The sequence below is a fragment of the Kitasatospora sp. MBT63 genome (genome assembly GCF_000710465.2).
Taxonomy (GTDB): domain Bacteria; phylum Actinomycetota; class Actinomycetes; order Streptomycetales; family Streptomycetaceae; genus Kitasatospora.
Genome location: NZ_JAIZ01000063.1, coordinates 1 through 25,425 on the forward strand (window position 1 = coordinate 1; position 25,425 = coordinate 25,425).

23 protein-coding genes are annotated in these 25,425 nt (G+C 76.1%); 11 read left to right on the forward strand and 12 right to left on the reverse strand.

All coding sequences use genetic code 11. The annotated features are described in order from the left end of the window. The 3 genes from AA75_RS04400 to AA75_RS04410 all read right to left on the reverse strand — a co-directional run. A partial coding sequence (locus AA75_RS04400; RefSeq protein WP_033818400.1) for an FtsX-like permease family protein occupies positions 1-1,263 on the reverse strand: 1,263 nt, incomplete at its 3' end. Then, the gene (locus tag AA75_RS04405) at positions 1,260-2,099 is read right to left on the reverse strand and encodes an ABC transporter ATP-binding protein (protein ID WP_051811832.1); all 840 of its coding nucleotides are present in this window, start codon (positions 2,097-2,099) and stop codon (positions 1,260-1,262) included. The genes AA75_RS04400 and AA75_RS04405, both read right to left, overlap by 4 nt. Continuing rightward, complete coding sequence (locus AA75_RS04410) at positions 2,096-2,344, reverse strand: SHOCT domain-containing protein (RefSeq protein WP_033818416.1); 249 nt, start codon at positions 2,342-2,344, stop codon at positions 2,096-2,098. Before AA75_RS04410 ends, AA75_RS04405 begins: the two co-directional genes overlap by 4 nt. Positions 2,345-2,551: 207 nt before the next feature. On the opposite strand from AA75_RS04410, the gene AA75_RS04415 reads away from it, so the two are divergent. Then, positions 2,552-3,439 carry a RimK family alpha-L-glutamate ligase gene (locus AA75_RS04415; RefSeq protein WP_033818401.1) on the forward strand — a complete coding sequence of 296 codons (888 nt, stop codon included), beginning with the start codon at positions 2,552-2,554 and terminating at the stop codon, positions 3,437-3,439. Between the two features lie 26 nt (positions 3,440-3,465). On the opposite strand, the gene AA75_RS04420 is transcribed toward AA75_RS04415, so the two are convergent. The 4 genes from AA75_RS04420 to AA75_RS04435 form a co-directional block, all read right to left on the reverse strand. Then, positions 3,466-4,128 carry a response regulator transcription factor gene (locus AA75_RS04420; protein ID WP_033818402.1) on the reverse strand — a complete coding sequence of 221 codons (663 nt, stop codon included), beginning with the start codon at positions 4,126-4,128 and terminating at the stop codon, positions 3,466-3,468. Further along, positions 4,125-5,336: a sensor histidine kinase gene (locus tag AA75_RS04425; RefSeq protein ID WP_051811833.1), complete on the reverse strand. Its 1,212-nt coding sequence runs from the start codon at positions 5,334-5,336 to the stop codon at positions 4,125-4,127. The genes AA75_RS04420 and AA75_RS04425 overlap by 4 nt, the downstream gene beginning before the upstream one ends. Before the next feature lie 97 nt (positions 5,337-5,433). Further along, positions 5,434-6,288 carry a hypothetical protein gene (locus AA75_RS04430; protein ID WP_033818403.1) on the reverse strand — a complete coding sequence of 285 codons (855 nt, stop codon included), beginning with the start codon at positions 6,286-6,288 and terminating at the stop codon, positions 5,434-5,436. Between the two features lie 99 nt (positions 6,289-6,387). Next, positions 6,388-7,275 carry a PhzF family phenazine biosynthesis protein gene (locus tag AA75_RS04435; protein WP_033818404.1) on the reverse strand — a complete coding sequence of 296 codons (888 nt, stop codon included), beginning with the start codon at positions 7,273-7,275 and terminating at the stop codon, positions 6,388-6,390. 165 nt (positions 7,276-7,440) lie between these two features. Here AA75_RS04435 and AA75_RS04440 point away from each other — a divergent pair, with 165 nt between their 5' ends. Further along, entirely contained in the window at positions 7,441-9,264 is a 1,824-nt protein-coding gene (locus AA75_RS04440) for an alkyl/aryl-sulfatase (protein WP_033818405.1), read from the forward strand. Positions 9,265-9,325: 61 nt separating this feature from the next. On the opposite strand, the gene AA75_RS04445 is transcribed toward AA75_RS04440, so the two are convergent. Next, positions 9,326-10,579, reverse strand: a complete 1,254-nt coding sequence (locus AA75_RS04445) for an ROK family protein (protein ID WP_051811834.1) — start codon at positions 10,577-10,579, stop codon at positions 9,326-9,328. 26 nt (positions 10,580-10,605) lie between these two features. Between AA75_RS04445 and AA75_RS04450 the strand changes: the two genes are divergently transcribed. The 5 genes from AA75_RS04450 to AA75_RS04470 all read left to right on the forward strand — a co-directional run bounded on the left by AA75_RS04450 (position 10,606) and on the right by AA75_RS04470 (position 14,532). Further along, the gene (locus tag AA75_RS04450) at positions 10,606-11,934 is read left to right on the forward strand and encodes an MFS transporter (protein ID WP_051811840.1); all 1,329 of its coding nucleotides are present in this window, start codon (positions 10,606-10,608) and stop codon (positions 11,932-11,934) included. 116 nt (positions 11,935-12,050) lie between these two features. Next, the gene (locus AA75_RS04455) at positions 12,051-12,257 is read left to right on the forward strand and encodes a cold-shock protein (RefSeq protein ID WP_033818407.1); all 207 of its coding nucleotides are present in this window, start codon (positions 12,051-12,053) and stop codon (positions 12,255-12,257) included. Between the two features lie 136 nt (positions 12,258-12,393). After that, the gene (locus tag AA75_RS04460; RefSeq protein WP_033818408.1) at positions 12,394-12,996 is read left to right on the forward strand and encodes a HutD family protein; all 603 of its coding nucleotides are present in this window, start codon (positions 12,394-12,396) and stop codon (positions 12,994-12,996) included. Between the two features lie 119 nt (positions 12,997-13,115). Beyond that, positions 13,116-14,018 (forward strand): NAD-dependent epimerase/dehydratase family protein, encoded by a 903-nt coding sequence (locus AA75_RS04465; RefSeq protein ID WP_033818409.1) that lies wholly within the window; start codon positions 13,116-13,118, stop codon positions 14,016-14,018. Positions 14,019-14,073: 55 nt separating this feature from the next. Further along, on the forward strand, positions 14,074-14,532 hold the full coding sequence (locus tag AA75_RS04470) for a group II truncated hemoglobin (protein WP_033818410.1): 459 nt from the start codon (positions 14,074-14,076) through the stop codon (positions 14,530-14,532). A gap of 186 nt (positions 14,533-14,718) precedes the next feature. On the opposite strand, the gene AA75_RS04475 is transcribed toward AA75_RS04470, so the two are convergent. Continuing rightward, positions 14,719-15,480 carry a DapH/DapD/GlmU-related protein gene (locus AA75_RS04475; protein WP_033818411.1) on the reverse strand — a complete coding sequence of 254 codons (762 nt, stop codon included), beginning with the start codon at positions 15,478-15,480 and terminating at the stop codon, positions 14,719-14,721. Positions 15,481-15,561: 81 nt separating this feature from the next. Here AA75_RS04475 and AA75_RS04480 point away from each other — a divergent pair, with 81 nt between their 5' ends. After that, positions 15,562-16,326 (forward strand): maleylpyruvate isomerase family mycothiol-dependent enzyme, encoded by a 765-nt coding sequence (locus AA75_RS04480; protein ID WP_033818412.1) that lies wholly within the window; start codon positions 15,562-15,564, stop codon positions 16,324-16,326. Positions 16,327-16,366: 40 nt separating this feature from the next. Here the strand turns inward: AA75_RS04480 and AA75_RS04485 are convergent, their stop codons facing one another. Then, a complete protein-coding gene (locus AA75_RS04485; protein WP_051811836.1) occupies positions 16,367-17,131 on the reverse strand; it encodes an enoyl-CoA hydratase family protein in 765 nt (254 codons plus the stop codon). A 130-nt stretch (positions 17,132-17,261) separates the two neighbouring features. On the opposite strand from AA75_RS04485, the gene AA75_RS04490 reads away from it, so the two are divergent. Continuing rightward, positions 17,262-18,053 carry an ATP-grasp domain-containing protein gene (locus AA75_RS04490; RefSeq protein ID WP_051811837.1) on the forward strand — a complete coding sequence of 264 codons (792 nt, stop codon included), beginning with the start codon at positions 17,262-17,264 and terminating at the stop codon, positions 18,051-18,053. A 1,094-nt stretch (positions 18,054-19,147) separates the two neighbouring features. On the opposite strand, the gene AA75_RS04495 is transcribed toward AA75_RS04490, so the two are convergent. Beyond that, positions 19,148-20,419 (reverse strand): MFS transporter, encoded by a 1,272-nt coding sequence (locus AA75_RS04495; RefSeq protein ID WP_051811838.1) that lies wholly within the window; start codon positions 20,417-20,419, stop codon positions 19,148-19,150. A gap of 69 nt (positions 20,420-20,488) precedes the next feature. Between AA75_RS04495 and AA75_RS04500 the strand changes: the two genes are divergently transcribed. Further along, on the forward strand, positions 20,489-21,469 hold the full coding sequence (locus tag AA75_RS04500) for a helix-turn-helix domain-containing protein (RefSeq protein ID WP_033818413.1): 981 nt from the start codon (positions 20,489-20,491) through the stop codon (positions 21,467-21,469). 133 nt (positions 21,470-21,602) lie between these two features. Then, a complete protein-coding gene (locus AA75_RS04505) occupies positions 21,603-23,885 on the forward strand; it encodes a glycosyl hydrolase family 18 protein (RefSeq protein WP_033818414.1) in 2,283 nt (760 codons plus the stop codon). Positions 23,886-23,943: 58 nt separating this feature from the next. On the opposite strand, the gene AA75_RS04510 is transcribed toward AA75_RS04505, so the two are convergent. After that, positions 23,944-25,218 (reverse strand): geranylgeranyl reductase family protein, encoded by a 1,275-nt coding sequence (locus AA75_RS04510; protein ID WP_033818422.1) that lies wholly within the window; start codon positions 25,216-25,218, stop codon positions 23,944-23,946. Between the last annotated feature and the right edge of the window lie 207 nt (positions 25,219-25,425).

The window sequence follows — 25,425 nt, forward strand, 5'->3', positions numbered from 1 at the left end:
GGCCCAGGCCCGGACCCGGGCCGGGCGCCCGGTGGCGGCGTCGTCGACCGCGGTGTCGCGCAGGGCGGCCAGCGGCGCCGTCCGCGCGGCCCGGACGGCCGGCAGCAGGGCGGACAGGACGGTGACGGCGGTACCGGTCACCAGCGGCAGGGCGACGGCCGCCGCACCGATCACCAGTCCGCCGGTGGGCAGGGCGAACCCGAGCGCCGAGAACAGCGCCTTCAGCCCGGTGGCCATGCCGACACCGCCGAGCAGCCCGGCCGCCGAGGCCAGCACGCCGACCGCGAGCGCCTCCCCCAGGGTGGCGCCCAGCACCTGCCGGCGGCTCGCACCGAGCGCCCGCAGCAGGGCGTTCTCCCTGGTCCGCTGGGCGACCACGATGGCGAAGGTGTTGTGGATGGTGAAGGTCGCCACCAGCAGCGCGATCCCGGCGAAGACCAGCAGCAGGGTGGTGAACATGGTCAGGAACCGGCCCGACACCTGCTCGGTGCTCTCCTGCGACGCGGCCCGGCCGGTCACCACCTCCACCCCGGCGGGCAGCGCCGGGCGCAGCCGCTCGGCGAGCTGTTCCTGCGTCAGCCCGTCGGCCCGGAGCCGGATCGCACTCGCCTGGCCGGTGCCCTTCGGTGTCAGGTACCGCTGGGCGTCGGCCAGGGTCAGCGCGGTGAAGGTGCTCGGGCCCATGCCGTCGGCGTCGGCGCCGAAGGTGGCCAGGCCGACGACGGTGATCCTGACCGGGTCCGGGGTGCGCAGCACCGCGGTGTCGCCGATCCGCAGGCCGCCGGCCGCGGCGGCGCCGCGGTTGAGCACGGCCTCGCCGGGTGCAGCGGGGGCGCGGCCCTCGGCCAGCCGGTACGGGTTCAGCCCGGCGTCGGTGAGCCAGTTGCCCGCCAGGGTGGGCGGCCCCTGTCCGCCCACCGGGCGCCCGTCCTTGCCGACCAGCTGTCCGCTGCCCTGGACGGACGGCTCGGCGGCCGCCACGCCCGGTACCGCCCGCAGCCGGTCTGCGAGCGCCGCGTCGACGGGGGCGCGGACCCCGCCGGGGGTGTTGGGCGCGTCCAGGACGTCGGCGCTGCGCACCACGGCGTCGGTGCCGCGGTTGGCGTCGGCGAAGAGGGTGTCGAAGTTGGCGCGCAGGGTGTCGCCGAGCACCATGGTGCCGGCCAGGAAGGCGACGCCGAGCAGGACGGCGAGGAAGGTGCCGGCCAGCCGGCGGCGGTGCGCGCGCAGCGAACGCAGCGCGAGCCTGCGGGTGGCGTTCACCGGCCCGCTCCCCGGTGGTGGACCGGCACCGGGCCGGCTCCGGTGGCCGGGTCCCGGTCCGGGGTGCGGGCCCGGCCGGTGCCGCGGTCCAGGTCCTTCATCCGGTCGAGCACCCGGTCCGCGGTCGGGGCGTCCATGGTGTCGACCAGGCGGCCGTCCGCGAGGAACAGCACCAGGTCGGCGTACCCGGCGGCGACCGGGTCGTGGGTGACCATCACCACGGTGCGGCCCATGGCGTCGACGGCGCGGCGCAGCAGGGCGAGCACCTCGGCGCCGGCCCTGGAGTCCAGGTTGCCGGTGGGCTCGTCGGCGAACACCACCTCCGGGCGCCCGGCCAGGGCCCGGGCGACGGCGACGCGCTGCTGCTGGCCGCCGGACAGCTCGCTCGGACGGTGCCGCAGGCGGTCGCCGAGGCCGACCACCTCGATCAGCTCGGTCAGCCACGGCCCGTCGGGGGCGGCGCCGGCCAGGTCGACCGGCAGGGTGATGTTCTCCAGCACGGTGAGGGTGGGGACCAGGTTGAAGGCCTGGAAGACGAAGCCGATCCGCTCGCGGCGCAGCAGGGTCAGGCGCCGGTCGTCCAGCGCCCCGAGCTCGGTGCCGCCGAGGTGGACCCGGCCCTCGGTGAGGGTGTCCAGGCCCGCCGCGCAGTGCATCAGGGTCGACTTGCCGGACCCCGAGGGCCCCATGATCGCGGTGAACCGGGCGGCCGGGAACTCCACCGTCACCCCGTCCAGCGCCCGCACCCGGGTGTCGGCGGAGCCGTACTCCTTGACGGCCCCGATGACCCGGGCGGCGGGCGCGGCCGGGGTGGCGGCCGTGGGCGGTGTGGTCACTTGGCGCCGCCGCGGTGGTGCTCCGTCAGGACGGCCCGCCGGGCCCGGTACTCGTCGGCGTCGATCTCGCCGTCGGCGTAGCGGCGGCCGAGCGCGGCCAGCGGTCCGTCGCCGCAGCCGCGGCGCCACCCGGCGCGGCGGGCGAGGGTGACCACCACCACGACGACGGCCAGCCAGAACAGCGGGACCAGCAGGATCCACGGGCCGGGCCAGTGCCCGTCGGCATCGGCAAGCAGGGTGTACATCGGGTCCATCTCCCTCGTCGGTTCTCGCCACCGCCCGGGCTCCCCGGGCCCTTCGAGCCTCCCGCCGCGGCCGGCCCCGGCGCGTCGTCCCGGCAGCGGCTCCCGCGCTACTCCCCCGGGAGTACCCGGCCCGCCGGGCCGTGCCGAACACCTGCACGACCCGGCTGGATAGGGTGGTTCGCAGACCGCCACTTACCGGAGGACCGCATGGGCACTGCCAGGATCGCCGTCGCCACCAGCGAGGTGGGCGTCGCGTACGACGCCGACCTGCCGCTGATCGTGGACGCGCTGCGCGCCGACGGGGCGGCCGCGGAGGCGGTCCCCTGGGACGCGGACCCCGGCGTGTGGGAGCGGTTCGACCTGGCGGTCGTCCGGTCCACCTGGGACTACGCGGAGCGGCTCGACGAGTTCCTGGCCTGGGCCGACGCGACGGCCCGGGTCACCCGGCTGTGGAACCCGGCGCCGGTGGTGCGCTGGAACAGCGACAAGCGCTACCTGCGTGACCTCGGCGCCCGCGGGGTGCCGGTCGTGCCGACCCGGTTCGCGGAGCCCGGGGACCCGCTCCACGAGGCGGACTTCGACCGGCCCGACGGCGTGGTGGTCAAGCCCGCCGTCTCCGCCGGGGCCCGCGACACCGCCCGCTACGAGGCGGGCCGGGCGGCGGACGCGGTGCGGCACGCCCGGATGCTGCTCGACCAGGGCCGTACCGCGATGGTCCAGCCGTACCTGCCGCTGGTGGCCGAGGGCGAGCGGGCCCTGGTCTTCGTCGCGGGCGCCTTCAGCCACGCGATCCGCAAGGGGCCGGTGCTGACCGAGCCCAACACCATCGACAACGACCGCGTCGCGCACCCGGGCGTCACCGCGTACCACCCGACCGAGGCGGAGCTCCGTACCGCCCGCGCCGCGCTCGCGGCCGTACCGGCCGCCGGCGAACTGCTGTTCGCCCGGGTGGACCTGGCACTCGGGGCGGACCGCGAACCGCTGGTCATGGAGCTGGAGCTGATCGAGCCGAACCTGTTCCTCCAGGCCGACCCGCAGGGCCTGCGGCGGCTCGCCGACGCCGTGGCCGCCGAGAGCCGCCGGACGCCGGTGTAGCGCGCACCCGCCACCGGCGAGGGGCCCTAGCCCAGCCAGCCCGGCCGGACCAGGCCCGACTCGTAGGCCAGTACCACGAGTTGGGCGCGGTCCCGGGCGCCGAGCTTGACCATCGCGCGGCTGACGTGGGTCTTGGCGGTGAGCGGGCTGACCACCAGGCGGCGGGCGATGTCGTCGTTGGACAGGCCGAGGCCGACCAGCGCCAGCACCTCGCGCTCACGGTCCGTCAGGACGTCGAGCCCGGGCCCGGCCGGTTCCTTGGAGCGGGCCGCGAACTCGCCGATCAGGCGGCGGGTGACGCCCGGCGAGAGCAGCGCGTCACCCGCGGCGGCGACCCGGACCGCGCGCAGCAGGTCGGCGGGCTCGGTGTCCTTGACCAGGAAGCCGGCGGCCCCGGCCCGCAGCGCCTCGAAGACGTACTCGTCGAGCTCGAAGGTGGTCAGCACGACCACCCGGACGGCGGCCAGCGCCGGGTCGAGGCCGATCCGCCGGGTGGCCTCCAGTCCGTCCAGCCGGGGCATCCGGATGTCCATCAGGACGACGTCCGGCCGCAGCTCGGCGGTGAGCCGGACGGCCTGGTCGCCGTCGTCCGCCTCACCGACCACCGTCAGGTCCGGCTGCGCCTCCAGCAGTGCCCGGAAGCCGGCCCGCACCAGCAGCTGGTCGTCCGCCAGCAGGACCCGGATCACGACGGCCCGCCCTCGGCCGGGTACGGCAGCCGGGCCTCCACCAGGAATCCGCCGGCGGGCGTCGGCCCGGCGGTGAGGGTGCCGCCGAGGGCGGACGCCCGCTCGCGCATCCCGACCAGGCCCGTTCCGGAGCCGTCGGCCCCGCCGGAGCGGGGTCCCGCGGCGGCGCCGGCCGGGCCCGGGTCCGTGATCCGGACCCGCAGGGCGTCGGGGAGGCGGTCCACGGTGACCTCGGCGGTGCGGGCGGCGGAGTGCCGCAGGACGTTGGTGAGCGCCTCCTGGACGATCCGGAAGGCGGCGAGGCCGAGGCCGGCCGGGATCTCGGGTCCGGAGCCGGTGGTGTGCACCGCGACGGCGAGTCCGGCCGACCGGGCCTGGTCGGCCAGTTCGTCGAGCCGGTCCAGCCCCGGGGCCGGACCGCGCGGGGCGGAGTCGGCCGGGCCGCGCAGGGTGCCGAGCACCTGCCGGACCTCGCCGAGCGCCTCCTTGCTGGCGGCCTTGATGGTGACCAGGGCGCTGTGCGCCTGTTCCGGCCGGGTGTCCATGAGTTCCAGTGCGACGCCCGCCTGGACGTGGATCAGCGAGATGCTGTGGGCCAGGATGTCGTGCAACTCGCGGGCCATCCGCAGCCGTTCCTCGTCGACCCGGCGGCGTTCGGCCTGCTCGGCGGCGGCCCGGACGACGGCGATCCGCTCCCGCCGGAAGCGCAGGATCTCCGAGACCGCGAGGACCAGCAGCAGCCAGGCGGCGACGCCCAGTTCCTGCCAGCCGTTGGGGGCGCCGGCGGGTGCGCGCAGCAGACCGGCCGGGAGTCCGTGCCCGATCAGCAGGTGGGCGGTGTAGAAGACGGCCGCGCAGGCCCAGACCACCCGGCGGTGGCCGAGCTGCACCCCGACGCAGAAGGCCACCACCATGCTCAGGAACACCGGTCCGTACGGGTAGCCCGCGACGACGTAGACCAGGGTGACGGCGGTGGTGGCGACGGCGACCGCCGCCGGACGCCTGCGCCGCTCGACCAGCAGGGCGGGCCCGAGCAGGAGCAGCAGGTAGCCGAGGGCGTCGAGCGGGACGCGGTCGGGCTGGTGCCGGCCGGCGGCGGCCGAGCCGGCCACCTGGACGACGGCCGCCAGCACCGCGAGCGCGACCGGCCGGCCGGCCTTGGCGGCGCGTACCCACGGGGGCTGCCAGGGCGGGGTCGGATCGGTCATGCGACGAGGCTAGCCGCGCCGGTGGCCGCCGGTCGTCAGCCCGGCGGGGTGGGCGCGGCTACTCCCTGCGTAGTACGGACGGCGTACGCGCCGCGGCTCAGCCGTTGAGCAGTGCGGCGACGTCGGCGACGTCCGCCGCGGGCGGCACCTCGACCGTCCCGGCGCCGAGGTCGGTGTAGGTGACCACGGTGGCGCCGCTGGGCTTGGTGGCGTCGCTCTCCTTCTGCCGGATCAGCACGCCCTTGGCGTCGACCCAGAAGTCGAAGGTGACCTGGTCGCCGTCCTTGACCAGGGTGGCCAGGGTCTTCGCCTTGGTGTCCGGGTCCAGGCCCGGCGCGGCGTCGGCCAGGGCGGCGGCGGTGACGGTGGAGCGGTAGTGGACCGACTCGATGCCGTTCAGCGTCTCGTGGCCCCGGGAGGACGGCAGGCCGCTGTTGGCGGCGACGGTCAGGACCAGGGTGGGGTCGAGGGTGATCATCATCGGCGGGAGCGAGTCGAAGATGTCGCTGCCGGGGACCTTGGCGGCCAGGGCCTTGCGGTCGAAGCTCATGAAGGTCTTGTTGTCGAAGTGGGCGCGGTCGGCGGCGGGCACGTCGAGGTAGATCACGTCGGTGGCGTAGCGGAACTTCGCGGAGTCCGGGCCGTCGGTGCCGTCCAGTTGGAGGGCCGGCGATCCGTTCCAGACCATCGCGCCGGCGCCGCGCCCGACGTTGTCGAGCGCGGCCCGGCCGCCGGTGACGGTCAGCTTGGCGCTGCCGGCCTGCTTCATCACCGCCGCCGAGGCGAGCAGCGCCGCCTTCGGGTCGGCCTCGGTGGCCGACGGGGAGGCACTGGACGCGGCGGCGGAGGACGCGGCCGGGGCCTTGGCGTCGGAGCCGCCGGTGCAGGCGGTGAGCGCGCCGGTCAGCAGGGCGCAGACGGCAAGGGCGGGCGCGGCGTGGAGGATGCGCAAGGTTCCTTCTCGATCTCTGGTACGAGCTCTGGTACGAACGGTGTGCCCGCGCACTATAGCCGTCGCCGTCCGGCCGCCTCCGCGCCGCCCTACGGTCTGTCAGCCCCGGTCCGGGCCCCGCCCGTCGTCGGCCGTGATGGCCACGGCGGTGCCGCTGACCCGGATCCGCGGGTCGCCGGGGCGCAGCTCCACCCGCAGGACGCCGGGGCGTCCGAGGTCCGCACCCTGGTGGAGGGTCAGCTCGCCGTCGTCGATGCCGTCGAGTTCGCGCAGGTACGCGCCGAAGGCGGCGGCCGCGGCGCCGGTCGCCGGGTCCTCGACCACGCCGCCGACCGGGAACGGGTCGCGGACGTGGAACACCCGCCGGGACTCCCGGTGGACGAGTTGCAGGGTGGTCAGGTCGAGCCGGGTCATCAGCGCGGCCAGCCGTTCGAAGTCGTACGCCAGGTCGGCCAGCCGGGCCCGGGTGCCGGCCGCGAGCACCAGGTGCCGGGCGCCGGCGTAGGCGATCCGCGGCGGCAGCAGCGGGTCGAGTTCGTCCTCGTGCCAGCCGAGCGCGGCGAGGGCCTCGGCGAGGTCGGCGGCGGCGACCTGGTGGACCTGCGGTTCGACGCTGGTCAGGGTCGCCGACAGCAGGCCGTGCGGGCCCTGCTCGACCAGGACCGGGACGGGGCCGGCCTTGGTCTCGAACAGGAGCTCCCCGACGCCGGTGCGCTCCGCCACGGCGACCGCGGCGGCCACCGTGGCGTGCCCGCAGAACGGCACCTCCGCCTTGGGGCTGAAGTAGCGCACGGTGAAGCTGCGCCCGCCGGCGGCCGCGGGGGCGAGGAAGGCGGTCTCGGAGTAGCCGAGTTCGGCGGCGACGGCCAGCCGGGTGGCGTCGTCGAGGCCGGTGTCGTCGAGCACCACACCGGCCGGGTTGCCCCCGTCGGGGTCGGCGGTGAAGGCGGCGTAGCGGAGCAGGTCGGCGGCGGGAGAGTCGGTCATGCCGGGGCGAACACCGCCTGCCGCGCCGCGATTCCCGCCGCCTCCGCGGCCGGTGGGCCACGAGATGCGGGGGCCCGGGCGAGGTGCTGGGATGGCGGGTACGGCTCTGCCCGACGGCCGGGCCGCGGCGCCGGAGCGGCGTACCGAGCGGAACGGAGCTGCCCGATGAGCCTCCCGCCTTTCGAGGACACCACCGACTTCGCCAACGCCGACCGGGGCTTCGTCGCCGCCCTCACCCCGGGGGTGGTCAAGGCCGCCGACGGGCGGGTGGTGTGGGACGACGGCGTCTTCGCGTTCCTGCGGGCCGAGTGTCCCGGCACGGTGCACCCGGGTCTGTGGCGGCAGGCGCAGTTGTGCGCGCGGCAGGGGCTGTTCCGGGTGACCGAGGGCGTGTACCAGGTCCGGGGGCTGGACCTGTCGAACATGACGCTGGTCGAGGGCGGCCGCGGGGTGATCGTGATCGACCCGCTGGTGTCGGCCGAGACGGCAGCGGCGGCGCTGGCGCTGTACCGGGAGTACCGGGGCGAGCGGCCGGTGACCGGTCTGATCTACACCCACTCGCACGCGGACCACTTCGGCGGCGCCCGCGGGGTGCTGCCCGGCGGCGAGGCGCAGGGGGTGCCGGTGATCGCCCCGGCCGGGTTCCTGGAGCACGCGGTCAGCGAGAACGTGTACGCGGGCAACGCGATGTCCCGGCGCGCGGTGTACATGTACGGCGACCGGCTGCCCCGCGACCCGGACGGCCTGGTCGGCTCGGGTCTGGGCAGCGCGGTGTCGACCGGCACCATCACGCTGGTCCCGCCGACCGTGGACGTCACCGCGACCGGGCAGGAGGAGACGGTCGACGGGGTGCGGATCGTCTTCCAGCTCACCCCGGGCACCGAGGCGCCGGCCGAGATGAACTTCCTCTTCCCGGACCTGCGGGCGCTGTGCCTGGCGGAGAACGTCACCCACACCATGCACAACATCCAGACGCTGCGCGGCGCGGTGGTGCGCGACGCGCGGAGGTGGTCGCGGTACATCGACGAGGCGATCGACCTGTTCCACGGGACGTACGACGTGGGGTTCGCCTCGCACCACTGGCCGACCTGGGGCCACGACAACGTGGTGGAGCTGCTGACCGGCCAGCGCGACCTGTACGCGTACCTGCACGACCAGACGCTGCGGCTGCTGAACGACGGTCTGACGGCGGCCGAGATCGCCGAGGAGCTGCGGCTGCCGCCCGCGCTGGAGCACGCCTGGCACGCCCGCGGGTACTACGGGTCGGTGAGCCACAACGTCAAGGCGATCTACCACCGCTACCTGGGCTGGTTCGAGGGCAATCCGGCGAAGCTGTGGGAGCATCCGCCGACCGAACTCGCCCGGCGCTACGTCGAGCTGGCGGGCGGGCGCGAGCAGGCGCTGGCGAAGGCCCGCGGCTACGTGGCGGCGGGCGACCTGCGGTTCGCCGCGACCGTCCTGGACCACCTGGTGTTCGCCGACCCGGCCGACCCGGCGGCCCGGGAGGAGCTGGCGGGGGTGTACGACCGCCTGGGGCGCGGCGCGGAGAACGGCCCGTGGCGCAACTTCTACCTGACGGCGGCGTTGGAGCTGCGCACCGGGGCGGGCGGCCAGGTGGTCGACGCCACCAACCCCGAGATGGCGATGGCGCTGACCACCGAGCAGCTGATCGACTCGGTCGCGATCCGGGTCGACGGGCCGGCCGCCTGGGACGAGGACCTCACCGTCGACCTGGTGATGGCCGAGGAGGGGCGCCGGCACCGGCTGACCCTGGTCCACGGTGTGCTGACGCACCGCGCCGGCCCGCTCGGCACCGAGCCGAGGACGCCGGCCGGGCTGACCCTCACGCTCGGCAAGGCGCAGCTGCTGGCGCTGCTCGGCGGCGGGAGCCCGGAGGGCGTCGGGGCCGAGGGGGACCCGGACCTGTTCCGGCGGCTGCTCTCGGTGACCACCGAGCCCGACCGGCTGTTCGCCGTCGTCACGCCGTGACGGGCGCGGCCGGGGGCGGCCGGGTCCCCCGGCCCGGGCGGGGTCGGCGGCCCGGGCGGGGTCAGCGGGCGGCGGTGGCCTGCGGGTCGTCCAGGTAGGGCTCCCAGGCGAGTTCGGCGGCGCCGACCAGGCCCGCGTGGTGGACCTGCGCGGGGACGATCGGGACCCGGCCGCTGCGGCCCCACAGACAGCGGTCGGCGACCACGGTGGCGAGCCGGTCGGGGGCGCCCGCGAGCAGGTCGAGGTGGAGTCCGCTGAGCACGATCCGGTCGGGGTTGAGGATGTTCACCAGGCCAGCGAGGCCGAGGCCGAGGCGGTCGACGACGTGCTCGACCGCGGACCGGGCGGCCGGGTTCTGGGCCGCGGCCCGGGCCAGGTCCCGGGCCTGGGCGAGGACCGGCCGGGCCGGGTCGGGGGTGCGGCCGGCGGCGGCGAGCAGCGCCTCGGGGTCGGTCTCGGAGTTGAGGCAGCCGCGGTTGCCGCAGGCGCAGGGGCGGCCCTGCGGGTCGACGGTCAGGTGGCCGACCTCCAGGGCGAGTCCGGCGCTGCCGGTGTGCAGGCGGCCGTCGATGACCAGGGCGCCGCCGACGCCGCGGTGGCCGGAGGTGACCAGCAGCAGGTGGCGGGAGTCGCGGCCGGCGCCGTGGCGGTGCTCGGCGAGGGCGGCGAGGTTGGCGTCGTTGGCGACGGCGCTGGGCAGGTCCGGCAGGGCACGCGGGCCGAAGTCGGCCCGGGCCACCTCGGCGGCGAACAGGTCGGCGACCGGGGTGCCGCTGGGCCAGGCGAAGTGCAGGGCGGCCAGCGCGGTGCCGTCCGGTTCGGTGACGGGGTTGGGCAGGGCCAGCGCGACGCCCAGGCAGCGGCGGCTGGAGTCGGCGGCGAGCCTGGCGCCGGTCTCGGCGACGGCGCGCAGCAGCCGTACCGGGTCGGTGGCGGCCGGGAGCGGGAGGTGGACGGGGTCGACCAGGCGGCCGGCCAGCCCGGCGAGCGAGACGCTCACCCCGTCCGCGTGGAGCTGGGCCGCGACCACCACGGGTCCGTTCGGGTCGACGGCGAGCCGGTGCGAGGGGCGGCCGCGGCCGCCGCCCGCCGGCCGGGAGTCGACGGTGATCAGGCCGAGCGCCTCGAGTTCGGCGGTGACGGCGCCGGCGGTGGCGCGGGTCACCTCCAGGCCGCCGGTCAGGGCGGAGCGGGTGGGGGCCTGTCCGGTGTGGACCAGCCGCAGCGCGGGGCCGAGCAGGGTGCGGCCGCGGTCCGGGGCGGGGCGGCGGCGGGCCTCGTGGGCGGAGGTCGGGCTTGTCGGTGAGTGCTGCACTCCCCTATTCTGACTTTGTGCCGCCAATAAACAAAACCTCCGTCCCGTCCTCCCCCCTCGATCACCCGGTCGGCCCCACCGGCGACACCCCCGACGCGGCCGCCGACCGCACCCCGGCGCAGCCTCCGGCCTGGTCCGCCGCCCGGCTCGCGCTCACCGCCTTCTTCGCCGTCGACGGCTTCCTGTTCGCCGCCTGGGTGGTCCGGATCCCGGACGTCAGGGCCCAGGTCGCAGCCTCGCACAGCGCGCTCGGCCTGGCCCTGCTGTGCGTGTCGGCCGGCGCGGTGGCCACCATGCCGCTGGTCGGCCGGCTCTGCGTGCGGTACGGCAGCAGGCCCGTCACCGTCGCCTCGCTCACCCTGCTCGCGCTGGCCGTCCCGCTGCCCGCGCACACCCACTCGGTCGCCTCGCTCGGCGCCGTCCTGCTGCTGTTCGGCGCGGGCTACGGCGCCGCCAACGTCGCGATGAACAGCGCCGCCGTCGACCTGGTCGCCCAACTGCGACGGCCCGTCATGCCCAGCTTTCACGCCGGGTACAGCCTCGGCGGCCTGCTCGGCGCGGCCGTCGGCGGCCTGCTGGCCGGCGTCCTCACCACCGCCTGGGCGCTCGCCCTCGGCGGCCTGCTCGGCCTCGCGGTGACCGCCGCCGCCGGCGCCGTCCTGCTGCGCACCCCGGCCGCCGCGCCGCACACCCCGCCGGCCGGCCGGTCCACCGCCGCGCCCACCGCCACCGGGCGGCGCGGACTGCCGCACGCCCGGCTGCTGGTGCTGCTGCTCGGCCTGACCGCCCTGTGCACCGCGTACGGCGAGGGCGCGCTCGCCGACTGGGCGACCCTGCACCTGACCGACGACGTGCACGCGAGCGCGGGGCTGGCGGCCGCCGGGTACGCCACGTACGCGCTGGCGATGACGGCGGGGCGGGTGAGCGGCACCTGGCTGTCGGTCCGGCTCGGGCAGCGCCGGCTGATGCTGGCGGGCGGGCTGACGGCGGGCGCCGGCATGCTGCTCGCCGCGCTGGTGCCGTCCGTCCCGGCGGCGCTCGCCGGGTTCGTCCTGGTCGGCCTCGGACTGGCCAACCTGTTCCCGCTGGCCATCGCCCAGGCCGGCGCGGCGGGCGGCCCGCGCGGGGTGGCGACCGCCTCCACCCTGGGGTACGCGGGCATGCTGATCGGCCCGCCGGTGATCGGTTTCCTGGCCGACGCCAGCAGCCTGCCGACCGCGCTGACCACGGTCGCGGCGGCCGCCGTACTGGCCGGGTTGCTGGCCCTGGCCGTCGGCGGCGGACGGCGCGGCGCGGCCCGCCCGGGCACCCCCGGTGGCGCCGGTGACACGCTCCGCGACACACCGGCAGCCTGACGGGCGGAACGCCCCGGCCCGGGGAGGATGGATTTCGCCCGGTCCCGGCAGCAGGTGGCTGCGACGGGCCCGTGTGCGAAGCGCACGCGGTGGCAGCGAAGGAGATGCGCGTACCCATGGCTACTGGCACGGTGAAGTGGTTCAACGCCGACAAGGGCTTCGGTTTCATCCAGCAGGACGACGGCGGCCCGGACGTGTTCGTCCACTTCTCGGCCATCCAGACCAGCGGCTTCAAGTCGCTCGAGGAGGGCAACCGGGTGGAGTACGACGTCACCCAGGGCCCGAAGGGGCCGCAGGCCGAGCAGGTCGTCACCATCGACTGACCCCACCCGCCCCTCGGCGCCGTCCCGTCCCGCGAACCGCGCGGGGCGGGACGCCGCCGTTCCCGGGCCGTTCCCGGGTGGGCCCGCCGACGTGGCAGGATGCGGCCGAGGAGCACGGACGGGACGGACGGGGCAGATGGCGATCCAGGTACTGCGGGCACACGACCGGGCGGCCAGCCCCTGGCTGAACGGCGGCGGCGTCACCCGGGAGGTGGCCGGCTTCCCGGCCGGCGCCGCGCTGGCCGACTTCGCCTGGCGGGTGAGCCTCGCCGACGTCGCGCAGGGCGGCCCGTTCTCCCGCTTCGACGGCGTCGACCGGGTGATCACCGTGGTCGAGGGCGACGGCATGGCCCTGACCGTCGACGGCGCCGAACACCGGCTCGCCGCACCGTTCGAGCCGTTCGCCTTCCCCGGCGACGCCGCCACCGACTGCCGGCTGCTCGGCGGCCCGGTCGTCGACTTCAACGTGATGACCCGCCGCGGCCACGCCACCGCCCAGGTCGAGGTCACCGCCGAGGGACGCGCCCTGCGGGTCCCGGCCGGCGCCGACCTGCTGCTGGTCTGCCTGGCCGGCGAAGCCCGGCTGGACCCGGACGGCTCGGGCCCGGACCGCCCGGAGCCGGACGGCGTGCGGCTCGGCCGCTTCGACGCGGCACTGCTGCCGGGCGGCGCCACCGCCCTGCTGCGGGTCGCGGGCACGGCCGCGCTGGTCACCCTGACACCGCCCGCCACGGGCTGAGACACCCGCTCCCGCCGGGCGGCGGAGGAGCGGCGGGCCGGCCGGGGTGGCCCGGCCCGGGGACGAGATCGGGCCGGACGGCGGTGTGCGCCGCGCCGGCCGCAGGAGGGGCGGTAGCGGTGCGGGTCCTGGTCACCGGGGCGTACGGGTTCGTCGGCACGGCCGTGGTGCGGCAGCTCGCCGCGGCCGGGCACGAGGTGTGGGCCTTCGGGCGGCGGGCCCAGGCACCGCCCGGGCTGCCCGTCACCCGCAGCCTGCGGGGCGACATCCGCGACCGCGCGGCCCTGGCACCCGCCGTCGCCGGGGTCGACGGCGTCTGCCACCTCGCGGCGCTGACCCGCAGCCGCGAGTCGGTGGTCCGCCCCGAGGCGCACTGGGAGGTCAACCACGGCGGGATGGCCGCCCTGCTGGACGCGCTGGCCGGCCGCCCCGACCCGGTCCCGCTGGTCTTCGGCTCGACCGCGGCCGTGTACGGCGCGCCCGAGCGGCAGCCGATCACCGAGTCGACCCCGCCGGCGCCCGGCAACCCGTACGGCGCCTCCAAGCTCGCCGCCGAACAGCTGCTGCACGCCCGCGCCGCCGAGGGCGCCGTCCGTCCCGTGGTGCTGCGCTGCTTCAACGCGGCCGGCACCGGTGACGTCGACGAGGCCCGGATCATCCCCAAGGCGCTCGCCGTCGCCGCCGGCCACCACCCCCACCTGGAGCTCAACGGCGACGGCACCGTGGTCCGCGACTTCGTCCACGTCGACGACGTGGCCCGGGCCTACCTGCTGGCCCTCACCACGCCCGCCGCCGCGGGCCGCACCTACAACGTCGGCTCGACGCCCGCCGCCATGCTGGACATCATCGCCGCGGTGGAGCGGATCACCGGCCGCCCGGTGCCGGTGGTCCACCGCCCGGCCCAGCCCGAGGCGCCACGGCTGGTCTCCGACACCGCCCTGATCCGGCGTGAACTCGGCTGGCACCCGGACCGCTCGGACCTGGACCGGCTCATCGCCGACGCCTGGCGTTCCGTACCCTGACCGGTGACGGGCCATCAGGTCGGGGATGCCGGTGGCCGTGACCCCAGGAGGACCCGTGCCCGAGCCCACCGGAAACCTGTACGACGCCGTCGGCGGGACCGCCGCGCTGCGGCGGCTCAGCAACACCTTCTACGACCTGGTGCTGGCCGACCTGCTGCTCGCACCGGTCTTCGCCGACTTCACCCCCACCCACATCGAACACGTCGCCGTCTGGCTCGCCGAGGTCTTCGGCGGGCCCGACCGGTTCACCGCCGACCTCGGCGGCCACCAGGCGCTGCTGCGCGCCCACCTCGGCCTCGCCATCACCGAGGAGCAGCGGGTCCGCTGGATGGAGCTGATGGCGGCCGCCGTGGAGCAGGAGCTCCCCGACGACGGCCTGCTGCGCCGGCGTGTCCTGGAGTACTTCGACTGGGGCACCCGGATCGCCCGCGAGGTCTCCGCCGAACCGGTCGGGCAGGACCTCGGCGACCCCGGGCCCACCCCGCGCTGGGGCTGGGACGGCCTCGAGAAGTAGCACCCCGGGGCCGGGTCCGGCCTAGGGCCTGTCCGGCGGATCTTGTCGGATCAGCGCGCGGCGTCGGGCGCCCGTCCGGGCGTGCGCCCGAATCGGCCTCGTACTGGACGTACTTGGGCGATTCGGGCGTGCGTCCGGTCGGGATGATCCGTCGTCGCGCGCCCGGCAAGATCCGCCGGGCTCGGCCTAGTGGCCGGGCTCGGCCTCCGGGATGTGCAGGTCCCAGCCGACCAGGGCGCGCAGCTGCTCGGCGGTGACGCCCTCCGGGAGCGGGCGGGGCGCGTCGTGGCGGATCGGCGGCTGCCAGCCCTCGGCGGGCGTCCAGGAGCGGACCACCTTCGCCGGGGCGCCCGCCACCACGCTGTGGTCGGGGATCTCCCCCATCACCACCGCGTTGGCCGCGACCACCACGTTGCGGCCGATCCGGGCGCCCGGCAGGATCACCGCGCCGGTGCCGATCCAGGAGCCGGCGCCGATCTCCACCGGCTCGTTGCGCGGCCACTGCTTGCCGATCGGCAGCTCGGTGTCCCGGTACTCGTGCGCCTGGTCGGTGATGTACACGCCCGGGCCGGTCCACACGTTGTCGCCGAGGACGATCGACTGGTGGCCGACCAGGTGGCTGCCGCGGCCTATCACGCAGCCGCCGCCGATCCGCACGATCGGCTCCGGCCCGAGGTCCAGCCCGGGCAGGAACCCGGCCGAGATGGTGACCCGCTCACCGATGATGCAGAACGGCCCGATCGCGATCGACTGCTCGTTGAAGACCGTGCCGAGCGGGAACGCCAGCTTGCTGCCGTCACCGAGCTCCCCGAACCGGTACGGGCCCGGGTTGCGGTTGGAGACCGCCCCGGCCTCCTGCACCCAGCGCCACCCGCGGTGCACCAACCGCCCGGCGGCGCGGCGGCCTCGGGAGCGGGCAGCGGTCAGGAGCGTACGGGTGATCGGCATGCCGCTACCGTATCGGCCGGCGGCCCGGCGTCGGCCTGGCGAGGGATCAACATCACATCCGCCGGATGGCAGACTGCGCCGGTGGAGATCTCCGAGCACCTCGACGCGCTGCGCCGCGAAGGCGCCCTGCTGGCCGACGCCGCCGGCCGCACCGACCTGGACGCCCCGGTGCCGACCTGCCCCGAGTGGCGGCTGCGCGACCTGCTGCTGCACACCGGCCAGGTGCACCGCTGGGCCACCGCGATCGTCCGCGACCGCCTACGGCAGCCGCCGGACGAGGCCGCGACCCGGGCCGCCCGGGGACCGGACCCGGACGACGCCGGGCTGCTCGGCTGGTTCCGGGACGGACACGCCGCCCTGGTCGCCGAGCTCGACCGGGCCCCGGCCGGCCTGGACTGCTGGAGCTTCCTGCCGGCGAAGTCGCCGCTGGCGTTCTGGGCCCGGCGGCAGGCCCACGAGACGGCCGTGCACCGGGTGGACGCCGAGTCCGCGGCCGGGGCCGCCGAGCCGACCGCCACCGACCCGGCGTTCGCCGCCGACGGCCTCGCCGAGCTGCTCACCGGGTTCCTGGTCCGCCCCCGCGGCCGGCTGCGCAGCGAGCGGACCCGCACCCTGCTGGTGCGGGCCACCGACCGGCCGGTGTCCTGGCTGGTGACGATCGGCCGGGACCCGGTCACGGTCACCGAGGGCGCGGGGGCCGGCCCGGCCGACTGCACCGTGACCGGCCGCGCCCACGACCTCTACCTGCTGCTCTGGAACCGGCTGCCGGCCGACCGGGCCGAGGTGGCCGGGGACGCCTCGCTGCTCGACCTGTGGCGCGAGGGCTCCCCGATCCGCTGGGGCTGACCGCCGCTCCGGGCGGCGGACCGCCCGGCGCCCCGACGGGTCACTGCGCCCACGGCGCCGGTCGGCGCTCCAGGAACGCCCGCATGCCCTGCTGCGCCTCCTCGGAGCCGAACAGCCGCGCGGACTGCGCCACCCGCTCCTCGCCGTCCCGCTCGAACGAGGCCACCTTGTCCGCGGTCACCAGGCGCTTCGACTCGGCGAGGCCCTGCGGCGAGCCGAGCCGGATCGCGTCCAGGACCGTCTTGAGCACCGTCTGCGGGTCCTCGGCGGCCTCGGTGACCAGACCGATCCGGGCGGCCTCCGCGGCCTGGAAGGTCTCGCCGGTCAGGTAGTACCGGGAGGCGGCCCGCGGCTCGAGCAGCGGGCGCAGCGGCAGCGAGATCACGGCGGGCGCCAGGCCCAGGCGCACCTCGGTGAAGGCGAAGGTCGACGCGGGCCCGGCGATCACCAGGTCGGCGGCGCCCAGCAGGCCGAGGCCACCGGCCCGGACGTGCCCGTCCACCACGGCGATCACCGGCTTCGGGCAGTCGACGATGGCGCGCTGGAGGTCCACCAGCCCGCGCGGGCCCACCGTCGGGTCGGCGCCGGTGGCCTCCGACAGGTCGGCGCCCGCGCAGAACACCTTGCCGGTGTGGCCGAGCACCACGGCCCGGACGGCCGGGTCGGCGGCTGCGTCCGCGAGGCCCTTCGCCAGCTCGGCCATCAGCCGGGTGGAGAGCGCGTTGCGGTTGTGCGGGGAGTCCAGCTCCAGGGTGGTGACGGCATCGGCGGTGGTGATGCGGACGAAGGGGACCTCGCGGGTCATCGCGGCTGCCTGCTTTCCGGCTGAGGGTGGGTCGGACGCTGGGCACTCTCGCACGAGCCGCTCGCCCCGGGCCAGGGAGCCACGGAAAACCGCTGGTCGGCGGCGGGTCGGAACCGGCAGGATCGACCGGGTGACCGACCGACTCCTGCTCCTCGCACCCCGGGTCAACGAGACCGGCCTGCAACTGCTCACCGCCGCCCGCCGCCGCGGCCTGCGCGCCCACACCGCCACCCGCTGGGCGGTGCCCGAGGAACTGCGCGGCCTGCGCCCGGCGCACCTGTACGGCGGACCGCTGTTCGCGGACGCGGTGGGCGCGGAGCTCGGCATCGGCGCACTGGAGGACCCGGCCGGCTGGCTCCCGTCGCTGCCGTACGGGCTGACCGGGCGCCGGGTCACGCTCGGCACGCTGGCCGGGGCGCGGCGGTCGGCGGGGCCGGCGTTCGTCAAGCCGCCCGGCGACAAGCTGTTCGCGGCCCGGGTGTACGAGGGCGGCGCCGGCCTGCCCGCGCCCGGCACCCTGCCGGAGGACCTGCCGGTGCTGGTCAGCGAGGTGGTGTCGTTCGAGCGGGAGTACCGGCTGTTCGTGCTGGACGGCGAGGTCCGTACCGGCAGCCGCTACCAGTCCGGCGGGCGGCTCGACGTCGTCCCGCTCGAGGACGACCCCGACCGGGCCGAGGTGCTGGCGTTCACCGCCGAGGTCCTGGCCTGCGGCGGCCTGCCGAGCGCGGTGGCGGTCGACGTCGGCCGGCTCGACTCCGGCCGCTGGGCGGTGGTGGAGGCCAACTCGGCCTGGGCCTCCGGCGGCTACGGCTGCGACCCGGACGCCGTCCTGGACGTGGTCCTGCGCGCCGCCGGCCCGGCCACCGACGTCCCCCCGGCCGACCGCCCCCACCTGCGCCCCCTGCCCGCGGTCGTCCGCTGACCGCTGCCGCCGCCGTGCTGTCCCTCCCGGAGGATCACCCGTGCCGATCGGCGCCCGTCTGCTGGCCACCGCCGTGCTGCCCGACGCCCGGGCGGTGACCGGCGGTCATGCGCTCACCCTGGGCCCCGGCCCGCGCCGGGCGGTGCTGCGCGACGGCGACCTGCTCGCGGTGTACGACCTGGACCGCGTGTTCGCGGGTGACACCGCACCGGAGAGCACCGTGCCGAATCCGTGGCCGGGCTGGTCCGGCGGCGTCCACGCGGTGTCCCCCGACGGCGGGTTGCTGGTGCTGTGCGGGCAGCGCTCCGTCCGGGCGGTCGACCGTGCCGGGCGGCTCCGGTGGGAGTACCGGCACGGGTGCTGGGGTGAGGGCCGCCACCGCCACGAGGGCCCGGCGCCCTGCCCCGGACGTGACAACGGCTCCTGCCGGGTCGGGGTGGACGGGCAGACGGTCTGGGCGCACGTACTGCCGGACATCGACCACGGCGATCCGGCCGTGGACAGCCACGAGGAGTGGGTGGTGCTCGGCCTGGCCGACGGCCGCCCGCTCGGCCGGGCCCGGATCGAGGGCTGCACCGCCGGCTCGTACCAGATCCCCCACCCGGACGGCGGGCGGATGCTGCTCGGCATCGGCCAGGGCCAGGACGGCTCACCGCTGTACCTCGGCCACTGGGACGGCACGGGGCTGACGGCGCATCCCCTCGGGGACGGCTTCCGGGTGGTGTCCGACGTCCACCCGTCCGGCCTGGCCTTCCTGACCGCTCCGCACGGCAGCGGCGACCTGCTGCTGCACCGCTTCCCCGACGGGGCAACGGTGATGGCCCGCGGCGCCCTCGGTGAGCCGTGGGACCTGCTCGCCGGGTTCCTGGACCCGTACACCGTACTGACGGCCGCGGGCAGGCGGTCCCGGGAGGACGGCGAGCACTGGCTGCTGGACGCGCTGACGCTCCGCCCGCTCGGCCCGATCGCCTACCCGCGGGCCGGTCCGCGGCCACCCGCGGGCGCTCGGCGACGGCAGCTGGCTGACCCTGGACGAGGATGGCGGCGCGCTGCACCGGTGGGTCCGCGCCTGAGCGCCGGGCTGCCCGCGGGCTTCAGGCCGCGACGACCGGGGCCGGGCGGCGTTCGGCCCAGCGGACGGTCGGGCCCATGGCGAGGGCGCCGGCCGCGAACAGGGTGCCCAGGAGCAGCCAGCCGAGCAGGCCGTGGCCGATCAGCAGCCAGGTGACCAGGGCCGGTCCGAGCATCATCGCGGCGGCCTGGCCGGTGTTGAACACGCCCTGGTGGGCGCCGTGGGCGCCGTCGGCCGCGAGGTCGTAGCCGAGCGACCAGGTGCCGGCCTGGCCGAGCACCTCGCCCAGGGCCTGGAGCGCGACCCCCGCCACCACCAGCAGGGCGGCGACGGCCGCGGGGAGCCCGTGGGCGAGCGCCAGCACCACGCAGGAGCAGGCCACCAGCAGGCCGCCGCGCCGGAACGCGCGGGCGGCCGCCGAGGGCCGGTCGACGCTGCGGGTGGCCCGTACCTGGAGGGCGATCACCAGCACGGTGTTGACCAGCATCGAGCCCGCGACCATCGCCCGCGGCGCCTCGGTCTGCTGGACGACCCACAGCGGCACCCCGACCTCCAGCATCGCGAACTGCAGGGTGAGGACGCCGTTGAGGGCCGTGACGGCGAGGTAGGGCAGGTTGCGCAGGGCCGGGTTGGGGCCGCCGGTGCGCCCGGCCGGGCGGCCGTCCGCGGCGGCCCGGGGACGGTCCGGGACCAGGACCGCGAACAGCACGGCGACCACGGCGAACGAGGCCGCGTCGGTGATCAGCGCGGCGAGGTACGCGCTGCGGGTGTCGGCCTCCAGGACGAGCGCGGCCAGGCAGGCCCCGAGGGCGATCCCGACGTTGGTGACCGAGCGCAGGTAGGCCCGGCAGGCGACCCGGTCGTCGGGCGGCAGCACGTCGGCGTAGAGGGCGGCGCGCACGGCGGTGGCACCGCGGTCGGCTGCGGCGACCACGCAGGCCAGCGGGACGAACAGGGCGTAGCCGTGGATCAGCGTGTAGCCGGCGGTGCCGAGCGCCTGGACGCAGACCAGCACGATCAGTACCGGTCTGGCGCCCCAGCGGTCCGAGGCCCGGCCGGCGGGCACACCCGCGAGGACGCCGCAGAGTCCGGCCGCGGTGAGGCCGAGGCCGACCTGCGCGGCGCCGAAACCGAGCATCCGGGTGAACCACAGCACCCCGAGCGTCATCGACAGGCCGCTGCCGAGGGTGTTGACGAAGACGATCACGCTGAGCCGGCGGACCACCGGTTCGGGGTGCAGCAGGCGGGCGGGCAGGGCGAGGAGGCCGGCCGGGCCGGTGGTACTGGTGTGCATGGCATGATCAGACCGCGGGGCGGGCAGCCGGGGTAATGATTTAGCCCCGGCCTGAAACCTGGGGGGCGTGTGCACCGTTTCCGGCTCGGTCTGGACGCGCTGGCCGCCGTCTCCTTCGCCTGCTCACCGCTGCAGGAGGCGGTGCTGAGCCTCCAGATGTGGACCCGGCCCGGGCGCCACCCCCACCAGCGGCCCTGGTTCGAGCCGATGCGGCCCGCCTTCGAGCGGCTGGACGGCACGCTGCTGCGGTCGCTGGTCGCCGACAACGGCTACGTACCGGACTTCCTGACCCCGCGGCCGGCGGTGCCGTTCCCGGACGTCCGGGCGGAGCTGGCCGAGGTACGGGCCCTGCCGCCCGGGGAGCTGGCGGGGCAGCTGGCCCGGACGTTCGCGCCGGGCCGGCGGCCGGTCCCCTCGCCGCTGGCCGAGGGCCTCGCCGACCCGGCCCGGCTGCTGGCGCGGATCGCCGACGCGCTGGAGGAGTACTGGGAGCTCTGCCTGCACCCCGCCTGGTGGCCGCGGGCCCGCTCGGTGCTGCACGCCGACCTGGTGCACCGCTCCCGGGTGCTGGCGGAGCGCGGCGCGGCGGCGGTCTTCCGCGACCTGGACGGCCGGCTGCACTGGGATGAGGGGGTGCTGACGATCAGCCGGGGCTGCCGGCACGGCGAGGTGGACGTCGAGGTGGGCGGGCGCGGCCTGGTGTTCCTGCCGACCTGCTTCGCCCGCGGCGCGATCAGCTCGATCAGCGACCGCCATCCGCCGGCCATCACCTACCCGGCCCGCGGGCAGGCCACCCTGGGCGGCGCCTGCCGCCCACCGGCCCCGCCGCGGGCCCTGGAGCAGCTGGTCGGCGGCCCGAAGGCGCGGCTGCTGACGCTGCTGGCCGAGCCGTGCTCGACCACCGAGCTGGCCCGCCGGCTCGGCGTCACCCCGGGCGCGGTCAGCCAGCACCTGGCGGTGCTGTCGGCCACCCGGCTGGTGACCCGGGCCCGGCACGGCCGGGCGGTGCTGTACGCGCGCAGCCCGCTCGGCGACCAGCTCTGCCGCTGACCGGCGCCGCCGCCTGGCGCGGCCCAACTCCCTTGTGGTCTGGACCTGTTGACGGGCCGATCCGGTCCACCTACAGTGCCAGTGGCTCCCCGGCACCCCTGTACGGATCCCCCACACCACACAGGGAGCACCGATGCTCGTCCGGTCGAGGCACCACGCCAGGGGCAGACTCCTGGCCCTGCTGGCTTCGCTCGTCCTTCCGCTCGCCCTGCTCGCCGCCACGCCCGCGCACGCCGCGGGCCGGCTCACCGCCGTCTTCACCACGGCCGACAACGGCTCCTGGTGGAAGGGCACCTTCGTGGTGCACAACGACAACGCGACCGCCGTCACCGGCTGGACGCTGGAGTTCGACCTGCCCGCCGGGGTGACGATCAGCAGCAGCTACAACGGCACCGCGACGGTCAGCGGACGCCACGTCAGCGCCGTCAACGCCTACTACAACGGCACCGTGCAGCCGCACGCCACCACCGAGCCCTACAGCTTCTGGTTCGTGGCCACCGGCCCGATCACGGCCCCCGCCAACTGCCGGATCAACGGCGACAAGTGCGACGGCGGCCAGGACGTGCCGCCCGGCGCGCCCGGCACCCCGCAGCTGACCGGCGCGACCGCGCGCAGCCTCGCGCTGAGCTGGACGGCGGCCGCGCCCGGCGACTTCCCGGTCGCCTCGTACGAGGTGCTGTCCGGCGCCACTGTGCTGGCCACCGCCCCGGGCACCACCGCGACCGTCACCGGGCTCACCCCGGCCACCGCCTACACCCTCACCGTCCGGGCGAAGGACACCCGCGGCACCACCGGCCCGGCGAGCGCCGCGGTCAGCGCCCGGACCGTCGACCCCGCCACCGACCCCACCCCGCCGACCGCGCCCGGCAGCCTGCGCGCCACCGCCGTCACCGGCTCCGGCGTGACGCTCGCCTGGAACGCCGCCACCGACAACCAGGGGGTGGCCGCCTACGACCTGTACCAGGACGGCGTCCAGGTGCAGACCGTGAACGGTACCACGGCGGCCGTCACCGGCCTGGCCCCGGCGACCGCCTACACCTTCACGGTGAAGGCCAGGGACGCCGCCGACAACGCCTCGCCCGCCTCCGCCGCCCTCACCGTCACCACCGGCGACCTGGCCGGTGCGGGAAAGTACACCCGGGTCGGCTACTTCACCCAGTGGGGCATCTACGGCCGCCAGTACTTCGTCAAGAACCTCGACACCTCGGGCAGCGCGGCCAAGCTCGACGTGATCAACTACGCCTTCGAGAACATCGACCCGGTCAACCTGACCTGCCTGGCCGGCGTCACCAAGGGCACCACCGCCGACCCGCAGGACCCCGACCAGGGCACCGGGGCCGGCGACGCGGACGCCGACTACGCCCGGCCGTTCAGTGCCGCCCAGTCGGTCGACGGCGTGGCCGACGACGGCTGGGGCCCGCTGCGCGGCAACTTCAACCAGTTGAAGAAGCTCAAGGCCAAGTACCCGAACCTCAAGGTGGTGGTCTCGCTCGGCGGCTGGACCTACTCCAAGTACTTCAGCGACGTGGCGGCCACCGACGCCTCCCGGCAGAAGTTCGTCAAGTCCTGCGTGGACACCTGGATCAAGGGCGACCTGCCCGCGTACAACGGCGCCGGCGGGCCCGGCGTCGCGGCCGGGATCTTCGACGGCATCGACCTGGACTGGGAGTGGCCCGGCTCCCCCGACGGCCACCCCGGCAACCACTGGTCGCCGGCCGACAAGGCCGACCTGACCCTGCTGCTGGCCGAGTTCCGCAAGCAGCTGGACGCCCTCGGCGGTCCGCACCGGCTGCTCACCGCGTTCACGCCTGCCGACCCGGTCAAGATCGGCCAGGGCTGGGACCTGACGAAGATCTTCCGGTCTCTGGACGTGGCCAACATCCAGGGCTACGACTTCCACGGCGCCGGCAGCGACAACTCCTGGGAGCCGAACCGCACCGGTCACCAGGCCGACCTCTACCCCGACGCCCAGGACCCGTACGGCTTCCACTTCAGCGTCGACGGCGCCGTCCGGGCGTACCTCGGCGCCGGGGTGAACCCGCGCAAGCTGACCATCGGATTCCCGTTCTACGGCCGCGGCTGGCAGGCCGTCGCCGACGGCGGCGCGGACGGCGAGTGGCAGCCGGCCGGCGGCGCGGCGCCCGGGCAGTTCGCCGAGGAGGCGGGCACCCGCGGGTACGCCAACCTGCTGGTAAGCGTGCCGAACCTGACCGTCCACCACGACACCCAGTCGGTCTCCACCTTCGGCTACACCGGCGCCGGCGGGCAGTGGTGGACCTTCGACGACCCGTGGTCGATCAGCCGGAAGACCGCCTACCTGAAGTCGCAGAACCTGCTCGGCGCGATGGTCTGGGAGATGTCCGGCGACACCCCGTCGGGCACCCTGATCACCGCCCTCGACAGCGGCCTCAAGTGACCGCCGGGCCCCGGCGCGGGCGGGCGCGGACCGCCGCCCGCCCCGGGGCCCGTACGGCTCAGCGGCCGGCGACGGCGGCCAGCTTGCGGGCCGCCCGGTGGTCGCGCATCACCTCGGCGAAGCTGGTGTGGCCCTGGGTCGCCCGGGCGAACGCCCGCCAGGCCGCCGCGACCAGGCAGACCGCCGCGTGGAAGACCTGCGGCCGGCGCTCGAAGGCCGCGAGCATCACCTTGCCCGCCCGCATCTCCACGCCCAGTCCGGCCTTGATCGCGAACGCGTAGTTGAGCGCCTGCCGGCGCACGTCCGCCCCGCCGTCCGCCTCGGCCACCTTGACGGCCCACTCACCGGCCAGCCGGCCCGAGCGCAGCGCGTACGAGATGCCCTCGCGGGTCCATGGCTCCAGCAGCCCGGCGGCGTCACCGGCCACCAGGACCCGGCCTCGGGACAGCGGCGAGTCCTCGGCCCGGCAGCGGGTCAGGTGGCCCGACTCGACGCTCGGGGTGAAACCGGCCAGGCCGAGCCGGCGGATGTAGTCGGCCAGGTACTCCTTGGTCCGCTCGCCGTCGCCGCGCGCCGAGATCACCCCGACCGTCAGCGTGCCGGAGTCGGTCTTCGGGAAGACCCAGCCGTACGAGCCGGGCAGCGGGCCCCAGTCCAGGTGGATCCGGCCGGCCCAGTGCCGGGAGACCGACTCGGGCACCGGGATCTCGGCCTCCAGGCCGAGATCGATCTGGTCGAAGCTCACCCCGACGTGACGGCCGATCCGGCTCGCCGAACCGTCCGCGCCGACCACCGCCCGCGCCTCGACCCGGCGGCCGTCGGAGGTGGTGACGGAGACCGTGCCGCCGCCCTCGCCGTCCTGCTGCTCCACGCCGGTGACGGTGACGCCGGTGACCAGCACGGCGCCGGCCTGCTCGGCGGACTGCGTCAGACGCAGGTCGAACTCGTCCCGGTTGACCAGACCGAACAGCATCCGCTTGGAGCGGCGGGTGCGGGTGTACCGGCCGTTCAGCGCGAAGGTGACGGCGTGGATGCGGTCCTGCAGCGGCAGCTTGAAGTCCGGCGGCAGGCTGTCCCGGGAGAAGCCGATGATCCCGCCGCCGCAGGTCTTGTAGCGGGGATGCTCGGCCTTGTCGAGCAGCAGCACCCGCCGGCCCTGCACGGCCGCGGCGTACGCGGCGGAGGAGCCGGCCGGGCCGGCGCCGACCACCACCACGTCCCACACGCCGCCCAGCGGGTCGGGTCCGGCGGCGCCCGTTTCGGTGTCGGGGCCGCTGTCGGAGTCGGTGAAGTCCATCGGGTCCTGGCCAAGCGAGCTACCGGTATCAGTCACGTCGGCCAATGGTAGACGCCCCGGCTCCCGTCGATCGCAGGTGGCGGCCCCAGCGGGCCCCGGGAGCCCACCCGCTGACGCCGGCTAGGGCACGTTGGCGAAGTCGCGCCGGACACCGCGGGGCTACCCCGCCGCCTCGCCGGGCCCGCCGCCGGTCCCCTCCGACACCCCCCGGCCGCCGCCGGGCCGCCCGCCTGCGGCGCACCC

Bases quoted from the DNA above. Each gene is read 5' to 3' on its own strand.
- AA75_RS04435 (WP_033818404.1), bottom strand. From the start codon at position 7,275: ATGACCGACTCTCCCGCCGCCGACCTGCTCCGCTACGCCGCCTTCACC.
- AA75_RS04440 (WP_033818405.1), top strand. From the start codon at position 7,441: ATGAGCCTCCCGCCTTTCGAGGACACCACCGACTTCGCCAACGCCGAC.
- AA75_RS04460 (WP_033818408.1), top strand. From the start codon at position 12,394: ATGGCGATCCAGGTACTGCGGGCACACGACCGGGCGGCCAGCCCCTGG.
- AA75_RS04425 (WP_051811833.1), bottom strand. From the start codon at position 5,336: ATGACCGATCCGACCCCGCCCTGGCAGCCCCCGTGGGTACGCGCCGCC.
- AA75_RS04475 (WP_033818411.1), bottom strand. From the start codon at position 15,480: ATGCCGATCACCCGTACGCTCCTGACCGCTGCCCGCTCCCGAGGCCGC.
- AA75_RS04495 (WP_051811838.1), bottom strand. From the start codon at position 20,419: ATGCACACCAGTACCACCGGCCCGGCCGGCCTCCTCGCCCTGCCCGCC.
- AA75_RS04415 (WP_033818401.1), top strand. From the start codon at position 2,552: ATGGGCACTGCCAGGATCGCCGTCGCCACCAGCGAGGTGGGCGTCGCG.
- AA75_RS04505 (WP_033818414.1), top strand. From the start codon at position 21,603: ATGCTCGTCCGGTCGAGGCACCACGCCAGGGGCAGACTCCTGGCCCTG.
- AA75_RS04410 (WP_033818416.1), bottom strand. From the start codon at position 2,344: ATGTACACCCTGCTTGCCGATGCCGACGGGCACTGGCCCGGCCCGTGG.
- AA75_RS04455 (WP_033818407.1), top strand. From the start codon at position 12,051: ATGGCTACTGGCACGGTGAAGTGGTTCAACGCCGACAAGGGCTTCGGT.
- AA75_RS04485 (WP_051811836.1), bottom strand. From the start codon at position 17,131: ATGACCCGCGAGGTCCCCTTCGTCCGCATCACCACCGCCGATGCCGTC.